Source organism: Pseudomonas benzenivorans (genome assembly GCF_033547155.1).
GTDB lineage: Bacteria > Pseudomonadota > Gammaproteobacteria > Pseudomonadales > Pseudomonadaceae > Aquipseudomonas > Aquipseudomonas benzenivorans_B.
The window spans coordinates 1391348-1409356 of record NZ_CP137892.1 but is presented as its reverse complement, the minus strand read 5'-3'; the positions used below and the strand labels follow the sequence as shown (position 1 = coordinate 1409356).

Here is an 18009-nt window from a genome sequence, read left to right as displayed (position 1 = left end):
GGGGAAGATAGATCCTTGCCTGTTCGCCATTTCTCATGGGCAGGGTGAGAATGAGTCCGTCCCTTTTTTGGCTACCGGGCCAGCGCAAGCACCGAATGGCAGGGGTGACGCCGCTCACCCATTAGCGATGCTGAGACCCTGTCGAAGACAGCAGACCGTCGTGCGCCCCGAGCCATTGGGCCGCCGGGTCGGGTCGGCGAAGGTTTCCAGCTCGACGAAGCCGGCCTTGCGCATCATCCCGGCCGAGGCGGCGTTCTGCTCGTGGCGGTCGATATAGATATCCGCCACGCCCTGCCCGGCCAGCCGCCGTACCGCCTCCCCCAGCAGACGCGCGCCCAGGCCCTGGCCGGCGGCGGCGCGGTGCACCACGGCCTCGCAGATGTAGGCGTGCAGTTGCTCGCGGCGATCTTCGGGTTGGTAACGGGCAAAATCCCGGGTCAGCCGGTAGCTGACGAAGCCCAGGGGCTCGCCGCCGCTGTCGCCTTCGACCAGCACGGCCTGCACCGAGCCGTCTTCGATGGCCTGCAGGTGCGCGCGCACCTCGGCCTCGGGCAGGTGGTTCCAGGGGTTGGGGCCGTGTTCGAAGATCAGCGCGCACAGTGCGTCTATATCCCTCTCCCCGGCCTGACGAATCGCCAACTCGACCATGTTCATGCCTCCTGGAGCCCGACACTGGGCAGGTCATCCGGCAGGGGCGCGCCCCGTTCGGCACAGGCGGCCACCGCCTCGATCAGCGGCTCCAGGACGAACCCCTGGGACTCGAGCCAGGCCTGGTCGTAGTAGGTGCCGGCGTAGCGCTCGCCACCGTCGCAGAGAATCGCCACCACCGAGCCGGACTCGCCGGCGGCGACCATTCGCCGAGCCACCAGCAGTGCGCCGATCAGGTTGGTGCCGCTGGAGCCCCCCACACGCCGGCCCAGGCGCCGGGCCAGGTAGTGCATGGCGGCCAGCGACAGGGCGTCCGGTACCTTGCACATGGCGTCGATCACCGAGGGCAGGAAGGACGCCTCGACCCGGGGCCGGCCGATGCCCTCGATGCGCGAGCCGCAGTCCAGGCGCAGGCTGGCGTCCCCCGTGCGGTAGTAGTCGAAGAACACCGAGCGCTCGGCGTCCGCGCAGAGCACCCGAGTGCCATGCTGGCGGTAGCGCACGTAGCGACCGAGGGTGGCCAGGGTGCCGCCGGTGCCGGGGCTGGAGACCAGCCAGCTCGGTTCGGGATGACGCTCGCTGCGCAGCTGCTGGAAGATCGACTCGGCGATGTTGTTGTTGGCGCGCCAGTCGGTGGCGCGCTCGGCGTAGGTGAACTGATCCATGAAGTGGCCGCCGCTCTCGCGGGCCAGGCGCTCGGATTCGGCGTAGATCTGCGTCGGATCGTCCACCAAGTGGCTCTGGCCGCCGTAGAAGGCGATCTGGGCGATCTTCTGCTTGGAGGTGGTGACCGGCATCACCGCGATAAAGGGCAGGCCCAACAGGCGGGCGAAATACGCCTCGGAAATGGCCGTGGAACCGCTGGAGGCCTCGATCACCGGGGCACCGGGCTTGAGCCAGCCGTTGCACAGGGCATAGAGGAACAGCGAGCGGGCCAGGCGGTGTTTGAGACTGCCGGTGGGGTGGCTGGATTCGTCCTTGAAGTACAGCTCGGTGCCGGGCAGGCCGGGCAACTCCAGGGGGATCAGGTGGGTGTCGGCGCTGCGCTGGAAATCCGCCTCGATGATGCGAACCGCCTCGCGAGCCCAGTTTCTCGAATCGCTCATGGGTTGTATCTCCTCAATCCAGCACGCCGACCGGGACCGGCGGCGCGCTGCGCCATTGGCTCAGGGCCACACCGCCGAATACCAGGGTAGCCGCCAGCAGCTGCTCGGTGTTCAGCCGCTCGCCGAGCAGCAGCATGGCGAACACCAGGGTGAACACCGGGATCAGGTTGATGAAGCCGGACGCCTGGCTGGCCGGCAGGCGGCTGACCCCGTAGTTGTACAGGCCGTAGGCGCCGACGGTGACCACCACGCCCAGGTAGAGCAAGGCGCCGATGCCCAGGGGACTGATGCTCTGGGGCACCGGTGCGTCCCAGGCCGCCAGCGGCAGGAAGAACAGCGCGCCGATAAAGGCCTGCATCGCGGTGAGGATAAAGGCCGAGTAGCGCGCCGACAGGTGCTTGAGCAGCAGCGTGTAGCCGGTGGCGCAGAGCATGGCGAGCAACTCGTAGAAGTTGCCCAAGAGCGGGTTCGGCGCATGGGCATCGGCACTGCCGGCCAGGCTCAGCCAGACCGCGCCGGCCAGGGCCAGGAGGAAGCCGGCCAGGGTGGTGCGACCAATGCGCTCGCGCAGGAAGACGAAGGCACCCATGGCCACCAGCAGGGGCAGCAGCGCGGTGATCATGCCGGCCTGGGAGGCGCTGGTGTGCTGCAGTGCCAGGGCCTCGAAGATGAAGTACAGGCAGGGTTCGCAGGCGGCCAGGCCGAGCAGGTATTTCCAGTCGCCGGCGCGGTACAGCAGGCGCCCGCGCCAGCGCCAGGCGAGGAGGAACACCCCGCTGCCCAGAGCCATGCGGGCGAAGATCACCCACAGCGCCGGCAGCTCGGCGAAGGCCAGTTTCAGGGCGATGAAGGAACTGCCCCACAGGGCCATCGCCACCACCAGGCATGCCACTGCCGCCCCTCTACCCTGCCCGCGCATCGCCTACCTCGAAGCAAAACCCGAGTGTAGAGAGGCCGGCGCGACCTGCACAGGTACAGTCGACCGCACGAACTGTGCGCGCCTACTGCTCCCAGGGCTTGCCGTGGGTGCGCTCGCTCAGGCGCACCTTCTGCTGCAGCGCGGCCTTGGCCAGCATATGGGCGCTGACCGGCGCGGTGATGAACAGGAACAGGGTGATCAACAGCTCATGCAGGCTGATGCCCTCGCCCTGGACGCCGAAGTAGATCAGCGAAGCGATGACCATGCCGCCGACCCCCAGGGTGGTGGACTTGGTCGGCCCATGCAGGCGCATGAAGAAGTCCGGCAGGCGGTACAGGCCGATGGCGCCGATCAGGGCGAACAGGCTGCCGAGCAGCAGTGAGACGGCGACCAGGGCTTCGATCCAGAAATTCATGGGGGCTCCTTACTCGATGATGTCGCCGCGCAGCAGGTACTTGGCCACCGCCACGGTGCCGATGAAGCCCATTACCGCGATCAGCAGGGCGGCCTCGAAATACAGCTTGGAGCCCAACCAGACGCCGAACAGCACCAGCAGGGCGATGGCGTTGATGTACAGGGTGTCCAGGGCGAGGATGCGATCGGGCATGTCCGGGCCCTTGATCAGGCGCGCCAGGGTCAGCATCAGGGCCAGGCCCATGATCGCCAGGCAGAGCGGGATCACGTAGTCGAGCATGGGAATACCTCCAGCAGCGGCGCCTCGTAGCGGGTCTTGATCTCGTGCACCAGGGCCGCCTCGTCGGCGACATCCAGGCTGTGCACCAGCAGGGTCTTGCGGTCGTCGCTGAGGTCGGCCGATACCGTGCCCGGGGTCAGGGAGATGACGCTGGCGAGCATGGTCAGGGCCAGCTCGTCCTCCAGGCGCACCGGGATCTCGACGAAGGCCGGGCGCAGCTTGCCGCTCGGGCCGAGGATCATCGCCGCCACCTGCAGGTTGGCGACCACGATGTCGCCCAACACCCGCAGCAGGAACAGGCACAGTTTCAATGGCCGCTGCAGACGCGGCGGGTTGATCCAGAACACCTGGGTCACCAGGGGGATCAGCCAGCCGAGCAGCGCGCCGAACAGCCAGTGGCCCAGGCTCAGGTCGTTGACCAGCAGCAACCAGACCAGCAGCAGGCTCAGACTCAGCAGCGGATGGGGCAACCAGCGACTGGTCTTCATGGCGCACCTCCACCCAGTACGGCCTGACGATAGAGCGAGAGATCATGCAGCTGGCTGACCGTGGCCTGGCTGTATTCCAGCAGCGGCGCGGCCAGGCCGACCAGCAGCGGGCTGAGCGCCAGCAGCCCGGCGCAAGCCAGCAGGCGACCGTGATCCAGCTCGGCGCTGTCCAGCTGATGCAGGCCGACGCGCCAGAACAGGGTGCTGCCGGCACGACTCAGGCCGATCACCGTGGCCAGCCCGCCCACCAGCACCACCGACCACAGCAACAGGGCCTGGGCACCGGGCTCGACCGCCCGCAGCAACAGCAGCTTGCCGAAGAACCCGGAGAACGGCGGCAGACCGGCCACGGCGATGGCGCCGACGAAAAACAGGCCGCCGAGCAGGTGGGGGTTCTGCAGCTCCGGCCCCTGCACCAGGGTCGTGGCCTTCTCCCCGCGTTGACGGGCGATCAGGTCGGCGACCAGGAACAGGCCACCGCTGATCCAGGTGCTGTGCACCAGGTAGAACAGCGCGGCCGCCAGCGATTCGGGCGTGCCCAGGGCGATGCCGGTCAGCAGGGTACCGACCGAGACGATCACCAGGTAAGCCAGCAGGCCGTGCAGGCTACCGGCCGCCAGCGCGCCGATCACCCCGCACGCGAGCGTCAGCAGCGCCAGCGGCCAGAGCCAGCCCTCGGCCATGTTGGCCAGGCTGCCGGCCTCGTCGCCGAAGATCAGCGTGAACACCCGCAGAATCGAATACAGGCCGACCTTGGTCATGATGGCGAACAGCGCCGCCACCGGTGCCGAGGCCGAGGCGTAGGCCTGGGGCAGCCAGAAATACAGCGGCAGGAAGGCCGCCTTGAGGCCGAACACCACCAGCAGCAGCAAACCGGCGGCGCCCAGCAGCGGCGCCTGGTCGGCATTGGCCGCGGCCACCCGCTGGGCCATGTCGGCCATGTTCAGGGTGCCGGTGACGCCGTACAGCACGCCGACGGCGATCAGGAAGAACGAGGACCCCACCAGGTTGAGGATCACGTAGTGCAGCCCGGCACGCACCCGCTCCGCCCCGCCGCCATGCAACAGCAGCGAGTAGGAGGCGATCAGCAGGATCTCGAAGAACACGAACAGGTTGAACAGATCGCCGGTGAGGAAGGCGCCGTTGATGCCCATCAACTGAAACTGGAACAGCGCGTGGAAGTTGCGCCCGCGCTCGTCGTCGCCGCGCAGCGCGTAGAGCAGCGCGAACAGCGCCAGCACGGCGGTGACCATGAGCAACAGCGCACTGAGGCGGTCGAGCAACAGGACGATGCCGAACGGCGCCTGCCAGGCCCCCAGGGCGTAGACCTGCAGCTCCCCCTGGCTGGCCTGTTGCAGCAACAGGAAGCTCAACAGCAGCAGCACCGTCGCCGAGGACAGGGACAGCGAACGCTTGACCGGCATGCTCAGGCGCGCGCCGAACAGCAGCAGGCTGCCGACGAACATCGGCAGCAGCACCGGCAGGATCAGGGCATGGTTCATCGACCCGCCTCCCGGCCGTCGACATGGTCGCTCTGCGATTCGCCGACGCTGCGCAGCGCCAGCACCACCACGAAGGCGGTCATGGCGAAGCCGATGACGATGGCGGTGAGCACCAGCGCCTGGGGCAGCGGGTCGACGTAGGCGCTGCCCTTGCCGATCACCGTACTCGCCCCGCTCTGCAGCCGGCCCATGGCGAACAGGAACAGGTTGACCGCGTAGGAGATCAGGGTCAGGCCCATCACCACCGGAAAGCTGCGTGCCCGCAGCAACAGGTAGACGCCGCTGGCGGTGAGGATGCCGAGGGTGCCGGCGAACAGTGCTTCCATCTCAGAGTACCTCTTGTCCGGCCTTTTCCTGGGTCAGCTTGCCCAGGTTGGCGAGAATCAGCAGGGTCGCACCGACTACCGTCAGGTACACGCCCAGGTCAAACAGCATGGCCGTGGCCAGTTCGATCTCGCCCACCAGCGGAATGTGGAAATGGCCGAAGGCCGAGGTCAGGAACGGCTTGCCGAACACCCAGCTGCCCAGACCGGTCAGCCCGGCGATCGCCACCCCGGCCCCGGCGATGCGGTGGTAGTTCAGCGGCAGGCGCGACTGGGTCCACTGCACGCCGTTGGCGACGTACTGCAGGATCAGCGCCACGGCGGTGATCAGCCCGGCGATAAAGCCGCCGCCCGGCAGATTGTGGCCGCGCAGGAAGATGAATACCGAAATCAGCAGGGCCATCGGCAGCAGCACCCGCGACAGGGTGGCGAGGATCAGCGGGTGGCGGTCACGGGCCCAGCTGCGCCCGGCGGCATCGACCCGCGGCTGGATCAGGCGCAGACCGTCGAGCATGGCGTAGATGCCCACCCCGGCGATGGCCAGCACGCTGATCTCGCCCAGGGTATCGAAGCCGCGGAAATCCACCAGGATGACGTTGACCACGTTACTGCCGCCGCCACCGGAGACGCTGTTGGCCAGGAAGAAACCGGCGATGCTGTCGTAGGGCCGGGTCAGCACGGCGAACACCAGCATGGCCACCATCACCCCGCTGCCCACCGCCAGGACGAAGTCGCGCAGGCCGCGGATGCTGCTCGACTCGCCGCGGGTCTGCTCCGGCAGGAAGTACAGCGCCAGCATCAGCAGGATGATGGTCACCACCTCCACCGACAGCTGGGTCAGGGCCAGGTCCGGCGCCGAGTAGCGGGCGAACGACAGGGCCACCATCAGGCCGACCACGCTGAGCATCAGCAGCGACACCAGGCGCTGGCGGTGGAAGATCACCGTGACCAGCGCCGCCACGGCGAGAATGCCCAGCCCCAGGGCACTGAAGCCGTCGATCGGGGTCATGGCCACCGAGCCGGTGACCTGCGGCAGCGGCCCGAGGCCGAGCGTCACCACAATCAGCGCGGCGCCCAGCAACAGGGCCAGGTAGCGCTGCAGCGAGCCGCTCTCCAGGCGCCCGGTGATGCTCACGCAGCTCTGCACCATCAGCTGCACGCCGCGCTCGAACAGCAGCCGCGCATCCAGACTCGGCAGCCCGGCGTACCAGCGGAACAGCGGCTGGCGGAAGGCATAGACCAGGATGCCGCCGAACAGGGCGATAAAGCTCATCAGCAGCGGCAGGTTGAAGCCGTGCCAGATCGCCAGGCTGTACTCCGGCAGCTCGCCACCGAGGCTGGCCGAGGCGGCGGCGGCCAGCAGCGGCGCCACGGTGTAGGCCGGGGCTATGCCGACCAACAGGCAGAGGAATACCAGGATCTCCACCGGCACCTTCATATAGCGCGGCGGCTCGTGGGGCGGGTACTTCGGCAGGTTGATCGGCTCGCCGTTGAAGAACACGTCATGGATGAAGCGCAGCGAATAGGCCACCGAGAACACCCCGGCCAGGGTCGCCGCCGCCGGGATCACCCAGTTGAAGCTGCCGAGCAGGTGCTGGTTGAGGGTCTCGCTGAAGAACATCTCCTTGCTCAGGAAGCCGTTGAGCAGCGGCACCCCGGCCATCGCCGAGGCCGCCACCATGGCCAGCATCGCCGTGTGCGGCATGTACTTCCACATGCCGTTGATGCGGCGCATGTCGCGGCTGCCGGTCTCGTGATCGATGATCCCCGCGGCCATGAACAGCGAGGCCTTGAAGGTGGCGTGGTTGATGATGTGGAACACCGCCGCCACCGCCGCCAGACGGGTATCCAGGCCGAACAGCAGGGTGATCAGGCCCAGGTGACTGATGGTCGAATAGGCCAGCAGGCCCTTGAGGTCATGCTGGAACAACGCCATGCCCGCGCCGACCAGCAGGGTCGTCAGGCCGGTGATACTGACCAGGTAGAACCACCACTCGGAACCGGCCAGCGCCGGGTACAGGCGCGCCAGCAGGAACACCCCGGCCTTGACCATGGTCGCCGAGTGCAGGTAGGCCGACACCGGGGTGGGCGCCGCCATCGCATGGGGCAGCCAGAAGTGGAAAGGGAACTGTGCGGACTTGGTGAACACCCCGAGCAGCACCAGCACCAGGGCCAGCGGGTACAGCTCGTGGGCGCGGATCGCATAGCCGCTGGCCAGCACCCGCGACAGCTCGAAGCTGCCGGCGATATGGCCGATCAGCAGGATCCCGGCGAGCAGCGCCAGGCCACCGCCGCCGGTGATCGCCAGGGCCATGCGCGCGCCCTTGCGCGCATCCGAGCGGGAACTCCAGAAGCCGATCAGGAGGAACGACGACAGACTGGTCAGCTCCCAGAACATCAGCATCAGCAGCAGGTTTTCCGACATCACCACGCCGAGCATGGCGCCCATGAACAGCAGCAGGAAGGCGAAGAAGCGCCCCATCGGCTCGTCTTTCGACAGGTAATAGCGGGCGTAGAGGATCACCAGCAAGCCGATACCGAGGATCAGCAAGGCGAACAGGAATGCCAGGCCATCCAGGCGCAGGCTGAGGTTCACGCCGAGCTCCGGCAGCCACTCCAGCCTGACCCGCAGCAGTTCGCCGGCGAATACCGCCGAGCGCTGGCTCAGCAACAGCCCCAGTGCCAGCGCCGGCGCCACTCCGGTCGCCACCGCGCAGGCCGAACGGCCCAGGCGCTCGGCGAACAGAGGCAATAACACCCCCAGGAACGGCAAGGCCACAATCAGCGCAAGCGCCATACTCTAAAACCCCTTCTGCAAGCCCGCCGGCGCTGCACGGCCGACGGTCAGCGAGCCACGGGAAGCCATGGGTACGAGATCCCCCTGGCCTGACCCCATTCCGATGAGCAGGAACGCGCCTGCTAAATGGCCTGAACCTTTGTCGGCGCAGGATTATCCATATCTATCGGCGCGCCGTCATGAATAGAATTATTACGAAAAGCTGAAACCTGAGCATTCTTGACTCTAGCTGCCGACCGAGCGGCCGAGCGGCATCGACGAACACGCACAAAAAAGCCGGATCAGCTCAGGCTGATCCGGCTCGTTCGACACTCAGTGGGAAACGCGGCTGGTGCCGTTGACACTGAGGATCCGTACCCGCTCGCCTACCCGGAAGATCTGGTTCTCCTCGACTTCCTGAACATAGGCGCGCATGGTGCCGTCATCTTCACGCACGGTGATCTCCACGCCCTGGGTGCGGGTCAGGCCCTCCTCGGCCGCGGCGCCGAGCAAGCCGCCGGCCACCGCGCCAACCACGGCCGCCACGGCGCTGCCGCGGCCACCGCCGACGCCGCTACCGGCCACACCGCCGACCACGGCACCGGCACCGGCGCCGATCGGCGTCTTGGTGCCCTCGATCTTCACCGGACGCAACGACTCGATGGTGCCCATGCGTACGGTCTGCACAGTACGCGCCTCATCACGGGAGTAGGTGTCGCCGGTCAGGCTGGACGCGCAACCGCCCAGCGCCAGAGCCATCGCGGTAAACGAGGCGATGAGCAGAGTGGATTTACGCATATCTTTACCTCCTGGATTGCGTTGCATTAGACCGCGCCCGTCGGGCGCCATCACAGCGGTAAGGCAACAATAACCGAAACCACCCCTGCAGCTTAAGCCCAAAGCCGTCGTGCACTGCGCTCAGGGCGCCAGGCGCTCACGCTGCCAGCTCCCCTCCTCCCCGAGGCGATAGTTGAGGCGGTCGTGCAGGCGACTGGCCCGTCCCTGCCAGAACTCGACGCGCTCGGGCAGCAGGCGGTAGCCGCCCCAGTGCGGCGGGCACTCGGGCGCCTGGTCGAGAAAGCGCTGCTCGGTCTGCGCCAGCAAGCCTTCCAGCTCGGCGCGATCGGCGATCACCCGGCTCTGCGGCGAGGCCCAGGCGCCCAGACGGCTGCCCAAAGGGCGCACCTGGAAGTAGGCATCGGACTCCTGCGCGCTAACCCGCTCGACCCGACCCTCGATGCGCACCTGACGCTCCAGGGTCGGCCAGAAGAAGGTCATGGCGGCGAACGGCCGGGCGGCCAGCTGCTGGCCCTTGGCGCTGTCGTAGTTGCTGAAGAAGGTGAAACCCCGTGCATCCAGCCCCTTGAGCAACAACACCCGGGAGTGCGGGCGGCCCTCGGCATCGACCGTGGCCAGGGTCATGACGTTGGGCTCGACCGGCAACTGCTCGGTCTTCACCGCATCGGCGAACCACTGCTGGAACAGGGCGAAGGGCTCGAGCGGCGCCTGCGCCTCGCTGAGCCCATCACGGGTGTAGTCGCGGCGCATGTCCGCCAGGGTCTGGATCATGGCATAGCCCTCTAGAACGAATAGCGCCTAGTTTATCGGGCCTTATGCTAGTTGGCTTGCTCGGCGGCCACTACCTGCTTGCCGGCCACCGGCTTGCTCTTAGGCGTCTTGGCCGAGCCGGCGGTTGGGCTGGCCTGGGCGACCGCCGGAATAGTGGCCGGCTGGCTGTAGTGGGCGATCAGCGCCTTGAGACTGTCCTGGCGGGTCAGCAGGATCTCCACCCGACGGTTGAGGGCACGGCCCGCGGCACTGCCGTTGTCGGCCCGCGGCATATCCGAACCCAGGCCCTTGACCAGCAGACGGTCCTGTTTCAGCCCGCTGAGACGGAAGATCGCGGTGAAGGCCCGGGCCCGCTCATGGCTCAGCTCGCGGTTCAGAGTCGCGGCGCCGCTGCTGTCGGCATGCCCGAGCACCAGCACGGCGACGTTCTTGTCGTGCTCCACCAGCTTGGCCACGCGGCTGATCGGTCCCAGCGTGATGGGCAACAGCATGTGCGGGCGGTCGGGGTTGAAGGAGCCCTGCACCGGCGCGGTCACCACCAGCAGGTTGTCCCGCCGCTCCAGCTCGAAGTGACTGCCCTTGATCGCCTCGCGCAGTCGCGGTTCATAGTCGTCCAGCCAGGCCTGGGCGACTTTCGGGGCCGGGGTCGGCGCGGCGGCGGCCTGGGCCTGCGGTTTCTTCTCCGAGCCGGCACAACCGGCCATCAGCAGACACAGGGCGAGCGCGAGGTTTTTCTTGGCAAACATCGGTAATCCACACTAATGGTCAAAAAGGAAAGTGGCCGCAGGCCAATATTAATTGTCAGTAAAGTCTTGTTATGCCGGGAGTCTAGCCAGACTCTTACAAACAATCCGCCAATACCCGTGCAAGTTTCTGCGCACGGGGGTCCATTAAGACGAACGGTCCTAGATTGTTGGTGACGAAGCCCACGGCCACGTCCCGCTCCGGGTCGGCGAAGCCGATGGAGCCACCCGCCCCCGGGTGACCGAAGGCCCGCGCCCCCATGCCATAGGTGGCATTGGCCAGCTCGGGCTGTTCGAGCATGCAACCCAGGCCGAAGCGGGTGCAGGTCAGCAGGGTCTTGTCGTCACCACAGCTGTGTTCGCGGGTCAGCTCGTCGAGCAGCTCACTCTCCAGCAGACGGCCATCCAGCAGGGCGCTGTAGAAGCCCGCCAGGCTGCGAGCATTGCCGTGGCCGTTGGCGGCCGGCTGTTGCATGCGCCGCCACTCCGGCTTGTTGGTGCTGGTCATGATCGACGGCGGATTGGTGAAAGCCCGTGTGCTCAGGGCCGTCGGTTCGCTCAGGGTCACCTTGAGCAGGCGCTGGGCGGCGGCATCGCCCAGATTGCCCTTGCCCCGGGAGATATGCGCGACACGCTCGAACTCACTGTCGGCCAGACCGACGTGGAAATCCAGGCCCAGTGGTTTGGCGGTGCGCGCCACTATGGACTCGCCGGGGCCGCGCCCTTCCACACGGCGCAGCAGTTCGCCGACCAGCCAGCCGTAGGTGATGGGCGCATAACCGTGGCCCTCCCCCAGCGCCCACCAGGGCTCCTCGGCGGCCAGCGCCGCGGTCATCGCCTGCCAGTCGTACAGGGCCTCGGCCGGCAGCGGCTGGCGCAGCGCCGGCAGGCCGGCCTGGTGGCTGAGCAGGTGGCGCAGGGTGATCCTGTCCTTGCCGGCCGCGGCGAACTCCGGCCAGTAGCGGGCCACCGGCGCGTCCAACTCCAGCTTGCCCTCGCCGACCAGCTGCAGGGCGGTGACCGCGGTGAAGGGTTTGGTGCAGGAGAACAGATTGAGAATGGTGTCGCTGTGCCAGGCCTGCTGACCGTCCTTGTCGGCCACCCCGGCCCAGATATCCACTACGGTTTCGCCGGCGACCTGGATGCACAGCGCCGCGCCACGCTCCTGAGGGTCCTCGAACAAGGCCGCGAACGCGTCCTTGACCGCCTCGAACTGCAGGTCGAAATAGCCCTGAATCTGCAAATGCGACTCCTAGGTCTTGGAAATCAACGAGATGCCGCGCATTGTTCCAGCCCCGGCGGCACTTGGGAACCGGTCGGGGACTCCGCCGGGCCTTTCTAGCCGATCTCCCGACGAAATGGCGGCAGGGCGTTGAGAATCGCCTTGCCGTAGCGCTGGGTCACCACCCGTCGATCCAGCAGGGTGATGGTGCCGCGGTCGGCCTCGGTACGCAGCAGGCGACCGCAGGCCTGCACCAGGCGCAGCGAGGCATCCGGCACGGCGATCTCCATGAAGGGGTTGCCGCCACGGGCCTCGATCCACTCGGCCAGCGCCGCCTCCACCGGATCGTCCGGCACGGCGAAGGGGATCTTGGCGATCACCACGTGCTCGCAATAGGCGCCGGGCAGATCGACGCCCTCGGCGAAGCTGGCCAGGCCGAACAGCACGCTCTCCTCGCCGGAGTCGACCCGGGCCTTGTGCTTGTTCAGGGTCTCCTGCTTGGACAGGTTGCCCTGGATGAACACCCGCTTGCGCCAGTCGCGCTCCAGGCCGTCGAAGACGTCCTGCATCTGCTTGCGCGAGGAAAACAGCACCAGGGTGCCCCGCGAGCCGGCCACCAGGGCCGGCAGCTCGCGGATGATGGCCGCGGTGTGCAGCGCCGCCTCGCGCGGGTCGGCCTTGAGGTCCGGCACCCGGAGCACGCCGGCGTCGGCATGGTGGAAGGGGCTCGGCACCACCGCGGTGACCGCCACCTTGGGCAGGCCGGCGCGCATGCGGTAGCGATCGAAGGTACCCAGGGCGGTCAGGGTCGCCGAGGTGACCAGGGCGCCGTAGGCGACGTTCCACAGGTTGCGGCGCAGGGTCTCGGCGGCGAGGATCGGGCTGGCATTGACCTCGATGTCGAACAGCGCGCCGCTCTCGGCCAGGGTCAGCCAACGCGCCATCGGCGGACTCTCCTCGGGGTCCTCGGCGGTGAACGCCAGCCACAGCTCCCAGTTGCCCTTGGCCCGCGCCAGCAGGCTGCCGAACAGCGGGTACCACTCCTCGGCCTGGTGACTGGCGATGCCGATGCCGGCCTCGCCGTCCATGGCCTCCTTGAGCTGCTCGGCGACTCCGGTGAACAGGTCGCTGAGGCGGGAGAAGCCCTTCTTCAACTCCAGGCCCAGCTCGCGCAGATGCTCGGGCACCTGGCCACCGACGAAGCGGTGACGCGGGCGCTCGCGGCCCTCCATGTCCTCGCCGGGGCGGAAGTCGGCCAGCTGCTCGCAGGCACTGAACATGAACTGTTGCTGGGTCTTGATCTCCCGCGCCAGCTCCGGCACCTGCTCGATCAGCCGGCCCAGGTCGCCCGGCAGCGGGTGCTGGGCCAGCAGCTTGGTCAGGTTCTTGGCCGTCTGCTCCAGCCAGTCGGCGGTCGAACGCAGGCGGGTGAAGTGGGCGAAGTGACCGATGGCCTTGTCCGGCAGGTGATGGCCCTCGTCGAACACATAGAGGGTCTCGCGCGGATCGGGCAGCACCGCACCGCCGCCCAGGGCCAGGTCGGCCAGCACCATGTCGTGGTTGGTGACGATGACATCGACCTTGCCCATGCCCTCGCGGGCCTTGTAGAAGGCGCACTGCTGGAAGTTCGGGCAATGGCGGCTGGTGCACTGGCTGTGGTCGGTGGTCAGCCGCGACCAGGTGCCGTCTTCGAGCTCCTGGGGCCAGCTGTCGCGGTCGCCGTCCCACTTGTTGCCGGCGAGCTTCTCGATCATCGCGGTGAACAGCTTCTGACTCTGCTCGTCGACATCGATCCTGAAGCCTTCCTCCTCGAACAGCTGGGCGGTGGCGCTCTGTGCCTGGCCCTCCTGCAGCAGCAGGTCCAGCTTGGACAAACACAGGTAACGCCCGCGCCCCTTGGCCAGGGCGAAACTGAAGTTGAGGCCACTGTTGCGCATCAGGTCCGGCAGATCCTTGTGCACGATCTGTTCCTGCAGCGCCACGGTCGCGGTGGCGATCACCAGGCGCTTGCCGGCGGCCTTGGCGGTGGGGATCGCCGCCAGGCTGTAGGCCACGGTCTTGCCGGTACCTGTGCCGGCCTCGACCGCCACCACCGCCGGCTCGCCTTCGCGCTTGCCCTCGTCGTCGACCTTGACCGTGCCCAGCACCTTGGCGATCTCGGCGATCATCAGGCGCTGGCCGTAGCGTGGTTTGAGTCCCTTGGCCTCGAGGAAGCGAGAATAGGCGCTCTGAATCTGGGACTTGAGTTCGGTGCTGAGCATGCTGGTCTGGGCGCGAAAAGGCTGGATAAATTTTCAGTGTTTGTGATCGGCGGCTATCATAGCGCGCTAATCGATCCCGCGCAGAACCGCTTGCCCGACTGGAGTACTTGCATGACCCCTTACGCCGCGACTTACACCCTGCACCTGCTGGCCGCACTCATTTGGGTCGGCGGCATGTTCTTCGCCTGGATAGTACTGCGCCCCGCGGCGGTCAGCGTGCTGGAAGCGCCAGCGCGGCTGAAGCTATGGCAGGAGGTATTCCGCCGTTTCTTTCACTGGGTGTGGGCCGCCGTGCTGATCCTGCCGATCACCGGCGTGGGCATGCTGCACCTGCGCTTCGCCGGTTTCGAGACGGCGCCGCGCTACGTGCACATCATGATGGGGCTGTACATCGCCATGCTCGCGCTATTCCTGCGCATACAGGCGCTCCAGCTACCGGAACTGCGCCGCGCCGTGGCGGCCGAGGACTGGCCGAGTGGCGGCGCCATTCTGGGACGGATTCGTCGACTGGTGGGCATCAACCTGATCCTCGGCCTGCTGCTGGTCAGTGTCGCCGCCGCCCGCCCCAGTCTTTAAGCCTCCCCGGGCACGGCTGCAAACAACACCCGAGCCTCGCCCGTCTAGGCCTGCTCGGCCGCCACAGGCAGGGGATCTGGCTCCTCTGCTTCGGGCAATGCCAGCAAGTGGAAAATACCGAACAGCATGACCTGCCCGCGCTCCAGCCATGGCCGCGGGCATTGGCTGAGCCGCGGCTGGAACAACAGCAATTCGGCTGCATGAATCAGCAGAACAGCGGCGCCGGCCAGGTTCAGCAGCAGGGCGAACGGCTGCACGAACGGATCGAGCAGGTTGGCCAGCTCAGCCCCCCAGAACAACGCGGCCAGTATTTTCCCCAACCCCAGCAATGCTTTCATGACCGCCCCTTGCAGCTTCAGATCGTGCCGCACCTTAACTGCTTTGGGGCCATGCAGCCAACACCGCAGAAGGCGGTAATCCGCTGATTACCGCCAAGCTGACAGCCGGCATGATCCCGCTCAGGACCCGCATTACTGAGGCCGCGCTTCCACCTCGGCCTCCACCCGACGATTGATGGCCCGCCCGGACTCGGTCTCGTTGTCCGCAACCGGACGCGCCTCGCCGTAGCCCACAGTGGAAACTCGGCTGCTGTCGATGCCGTGCTGGTTAACCAGTACATCGCGCACGGCATTGGCCCGGCGCTCGGACAAGCCCTGGTTATAGGCATCGGTGCCGATGGCATCGGTATGGCCTTCGACGGTCGTGGTGGTCTGCGGATACTGCTTCATGAAATCCGCCAGACTGCGGATGTCATTCTGGGCATCCTCCTTGACCACCGATTTGTCGAAATCGAATTTCACGTCCAACTCGACCCGTACCGCCTCCACGGGCGCAGGTTCGGGAAGCTCGGGAGTGCTCGGATAGACCTTGAGCGGGCAGCCGTTGTGCTGAACCGGCGTGCCGCTCGGAGTGCCAGGACAGCGGTCACGGCGGTCAAACACCCCATCACCGTCTTCGTCGCCGTCCTGGGCATAGCAGATCAGGCCGCCAATCACGGCGCCAGCTGCGGCACCTCCGGCGGCCCAGGTGGAACTCTCGATTGCGCCGAGGCCACCGCCGGCCAAGCCGCCAATCGCACTGCACAGAGGCCAGTTTCCTTGGTTGAGCGGCGCATCCCCCGTACTGGAAGTCGTGACGCAACCGGAAAGAACACTGCTGGCCAGAAGAAAGGGAGCAATCGCCCTCGCGTGGCTAATCCTCATGATCTGAGTCTCCTGTGTAACCGGCCGCTGCCGGTACCCCGGAGTAAAGGCGCATCCCCCTGACTGCACAAGCCAGACCCCAGCAGACTTCACTTACTGCCGGGGTCAGCGCTTGCACTCGCCAGGCGACAATGGCTAAGGGCGAGCCTCGACCTCGGCCTCGACTCGACGGTTGATGGCACGTCCCGCATCGGTAGCGTTGTCCGCAACCGGACGCGACTCGCCATAGCCGACCGCATTGACGCGCCCACCCTCTACGCCATATTGGTTGACCAGCACATCACGCACGGCATTGGCGCGGCGCTCGGACAGCCCCTGGTTGTAAGCATCCGTGCCGATCGAGTCGGTGTGACCTTCGACCACCGTTGTGGTTTGCGGATACTGCTTCATGAAATCCGCCAGGTTCTTGATATCACCGTAGCTTTCTTCTTTGACCCGGGACTTGTCGAAGTCGAACTTGACGTCCAGCTCGACACGCACCACTTCTGCGGGCTCGGGCATGGCCGGTTCCTCGACCATCACCTCTTCGACCATCACCATTTTTTCCGCTTCGGCACCATGCACCCAGCAATAAGCCGCGGCCATACCGGCACCTACCGCAGCGCCACCAGCCGCCCATGACGAACTCTCGATCGCGCCCAAGGCAGCACCACCGACACCACCGACCGCCGCACAAGTAGGCCAGTCGCTCTTCTGCAGGCCGGCGCACCCCGTCAACAAGCTGGCCGCCAGAATCAGGGGTCCTGCTTTCCTGGTAATGCTCATATACAAGTCTCCTATAGAAATCGGCCCAAAACCGACACTTATGGATTAAAGACGGCAGTTCCACAATTCGCCAGACGATCGGGGCATGTGCGCGAACTCAATCGGCTCTAGGCCATCACCCGGTAGCACGTTAGTCTTTCAGGTCTGATCGAGGAGCCCTAAATGATCGAACGCCTTTCCTCCCGTACGCCCCAACAGGCGCTGGCCGCACTGCTGGAGCGCTACGCGCCGAGCCGACTGTTGCTGGTCGGCGCAAGTGAGCTGCCGGCCCTGGATGCCTTTCGCAACGCCCACACGAGCTGCCAGGTCACCCGCGCCACAGCCGGCGCCTTGCCGAGCGAACTGGCCAGCCAACGCTTCGACCTGGCCCTGGTCGTCGACTGCCTGGAGCACCTGCCCAAACGCACCGGGCTGGAATTGCTCGGCGGCATCCGCAACCTCAACGCCAACCGTCTGGCCGTGCTGGTCGACCTGCATGCCTGCGCCTGGCAGGACACCGACTTCTTCGCCCTGGCGATGCAGGCCAGCGAGCGCTTCCAGCGGGGCGAGCAGACCCTCAGCCTGTTCACCTACGACCTGCTCGACTACAAACAGGTGCCGGACTGGCTCAATGCCAAGTTCTGGGCCAACCCGGAAAACTTCGGCAAATACTGGTGGTGATGCATGCCAAGCACTGAGTTCACGACCAGCTGCCCCTGCGGCAGCGGCGACCCGTTGAGCGAATGCTGCGGGCGCTATCATGCCGGCTCGCCGGCGCCCAGCGCGGAGTGCCTGATGCGCTCGCGCTACAGCGCCTATGTCCTGGGCCAGGTCGACTACCTGCTGGCGACCACCCTACCCGCCCAGCAGGCCGGCCTGGATCGCGAGGCGATCCGCGCCTGGAGCCTGCAGAGCACCTGGCTCGGCCTCGAGGTCGAAAGTGCCGAGGTGCTGGGCGGCCAGCCCGAACATGCCTTCGTCACCTTCACCGCACGCTGGCACGATGAGGCCGGCGAACATAGCCACCGCGAATGCTCCGCCTTCGTCCAACGCGGCAAGCAGTGGTTCTTTATCGATCCTACCGTGGGCCTGACCGCCGGGCGCAACGAGCCCTGCCCCTGCGGCAGTGGGCAGAAGTTCAAAAAATGCTGCTCGACCTTCCTCAACCGCGCAGTAGCCAGCTGACAGCCGCGACAGACTCTGCTTGATTTATTGATCCGGCCACCAGCCTCGCCG

At 66.6% G+C, this 18009-nt stretch carries 19 protein-coding genes and 1 pseudogene; 3 read left to right on the top strand and 17 right to left on the bottom strand.

Annotated elements, in window-relative coordinates:
* Positions 1–114: 114 nt before the first annotated feature.
* The 14 genes from SBP02_RS06500 to dinG all read right to left on the bottom strand — a co-directional run bounded on the left by SBP02_RS06500 (position 115) and on the right by dinG (position 14251).
* Entirely contained in the window at positions 115–648 is a 534-nt protein-coding gene (locus tag SBP02_RS06500) for a GNAT family N-acetyltransferase (RefSeq protein ID WP_318645578.1), read from the bottom strand.
* Between the two features lie 2 nt (positions 649–650).
* On the bottom strand, positions 651–1754 hold the full coding sequence (locus tag SBP02_RS06495) for a PLP-dependent cysteine synthase family protein (protein WP_318645577.1): 1104 nt from the start codon (positions 1752–1754) through the stop codon (positions 651–653).
* 13 nt (positions 1755–1767) lie between these two features.
* Positions 1768–2673: a DMT family transporter gene (locus SBP02_RS06490; RefSeq protein ID WP_318645576.1), complete on the bottom strand. Its 906-nt coding sequence runs from the start codon at positions 2671–2673 to the stop codon at positions 1768–1770.
* Positions 2674–2755: 82 nt separating this feature from the next.
* Complete coding sequence (locus tag SBP02_RS06485) at positions 2756–3088, bottom strand: Na+/H+ antiporter subunit G (RefSeq protein WP_318645575.1); 333 nt, start codon at positions 3086–3088, stop codon at positions 2756–2758.
* 9 nt (positions 3089–3097) lie between these two features.
* Positions 3098–3367 (bottom strand): K+/H+ antiporter subunit F, encoded by a 270-nt coding sequence (locus tag SBP02_RS06480; RefSeq protein WP_318645574.1) that lies wholly within the window; start codon positions 3365–3367, stop codon positions 3098–3100.
* Positions 3352–3855 (bottom strand): Na+/H+ antiporter subunit E, encoded by a 504-nt coding sequence (locus SBP02_RS06475; RefSeq protein WP_318645573.1) that lies wholly within the window; start codon positions 3853–3855, stop codon positions 3352–3354. Before SBP02_RS06475 ends, SBP02_RS06480 begins: the two co-directional genes overlap by 16 nt.
* Positions 3852–5357, bottom strand: coding sequence for a monovalent cation/H+ antiporter subunit D (locus SBP02_RS06470; protein WP_318645572.1), 1506 nt, complete (start codon positions 5355–5357; stop codon positions 3852–3854). Before SBP02_RS06470 ends, SBP02_RS06475 begins: the two co-directional genes overlap by 4 nt.
* Entirely contained in the window at positions 5354–5683 is a 330-nt protein-coding gene (locus SBP02_RS06465; protein ID WP_318645571.1) for a Na+/H+ antiporter subunit C, read from the bottom strand. The genes SBP02_RS06470 and SBP02_RS06465 overlap by 4 nt, the downstream gene beginning before the upstream one ends.
* Position 5684: 1 nt before the next feature.
* Positions 5685–8477 carry a monovalent cation/H+ antiporter subunit A gene (locus SBP02_RS06460; RefSeq protein ID WP_318645570.1) on the bottom strand — a complete coding sequence of 931 codons (2793 nt, stop codon included), beginning with the start codon at positions 8475–8477 and terminating at the stop codon, positions 5685–5687.
* 312 nt (positions 8478–8789) lie between these two features.
* Entirely contained in the window at positions 8790–9254 is a 465-nt protein-coding gene (locus SBP02_RS06455) for an outer membrane lipoprotein (RefSeq protein ID WP_318645569.1), read from the bottom strand.
* Between the two features lie 120 nt (positions 9255–9374).
* Positions 9375–10025 (bottom strand): pyridoxamine 5'-phosphate oxidase, encoded by a 651-nt coding sequence (pdxH, locus tag SBP02_RS06450; RefSeq protein ID WP_318645568.1) that lies wholly within the window; start codon positions 10023–10025, stop codon positions 9375–9377.
* 47 nt (positions 10026–10072) lie between these two features.
* Positions 10073–10771, bottom strand: a complete 699-nt coding sequence (locus tag SBP02_RS06445) for an OmpA family protein (RefSeq protein WP_318645567.1) — start codon at positions 10769–10771, stop codon at positions 10073–10075.
* Between the two features lie 94 nt (positions 10772–10865).
* Positions 10866–12011 (bottom strand): serine hydrolase domain-containing protein, encoded by a 1146-nt coding sequence (locus SBP02_RS06440; RefSeq protein ID WP_318645566.1) that lies wholly within the window; start codon positions 12009–12011, stop codon positions 10866–10868.
* A 95-nt stretch (positions 12012–12106) separates the two neighbouring features.
* Positions 12107–14251, bottom strand: a complete 2145-nt coding sequence (dinG, locus tag SBP02_RS06435; RefSeq protein ID WP_318645565.1) for an ATP-dependent DNA helicase DinG — start codon at positions 14249–14251, stop codon at positions 12107–12109.
* Between the two features lie 111 nt (positions 14252–14362).
* Between dinG and SBP02_RS06430 the strand changes: the two genes are divergently transcribed.
* Positions 14363–14827: a CopD family protein gene (locus SBP02_RS06430; RefSeq protein ID WP_318645564.1), complete on the top strand. Its 465-nt coding sequence runs from the start codon at positions 14363–14365 to the stop codon at positions 14825–14827.
* Positions 14828–14871: 44 nt separating this feature from the next.
* On the opposite strand, the gene SBP02_RS06425 is transcribed toward SBP02_RS06430, so the two are convergent.
* The 3 genes and pseudogenes from SBP02_RS06425 to SBP02_RS06415 all read right to left on the bottom strand — a co-directional run.
* Positions 14872–15165 (bottom strand): DUF1145 domain-containing protein, encoded by a 294-nt coding sequence (locus SBP02_RS06425; protein ID WP_318645563.1) that lies wholly within the window; start codon positions 15163–15165, stop codon positions 14872–14874.
* A 132-nt stretch (positions 15166–15297) separates the two neighbouring features.
* The gene (locus SBP02_RS06420; RefSeq protein WP_318645562.1) at positions 15298–16029 is read right to left on the bottom strand and encodes an OmpA family protein; all 732 of its coding nucleotides are present in this window, start codon (positions 16027–16029) and stop codon (positions 15298–15300) included.
* A 135-nt stretch (positions 16030–16164) separates the two neighbouring features.
* Positions 16165–16527 (bottom strand): annotated as a pseudogene (locus tag SBP02_RS06415) (OmpA family protein); the annotation flags it as partial.
* A 429-nt stretch (positions 16528–16956) separates the two neighbouring features.
* Between SBP02_RS06415 and SBP02_RS06410 the strand changes: the two are divergent.
* Entirely contained in the window at positions 16957–17454 is a 498-nt protein-coding gene (locus tag SBP02_RS06410; RefSeq protein ID WP_318645561.1) for a DUF6231 family protein, read from the top strand.
* A 3-nt stretch (positions 17455–17457) separates the two neighbouring features.
* Positions 17458–17958, top strand: a complete 501-nt coding sequence (locus SBP02_RS06405) for a YchJ family protein (RefSeq protein WP_318645560.1) — start codon at positions 17458–17460, stop codon at positions 17956–17958.
* The last annotated feature ends 51 nt before the right edge of the window (positions 17959–18009 follow it).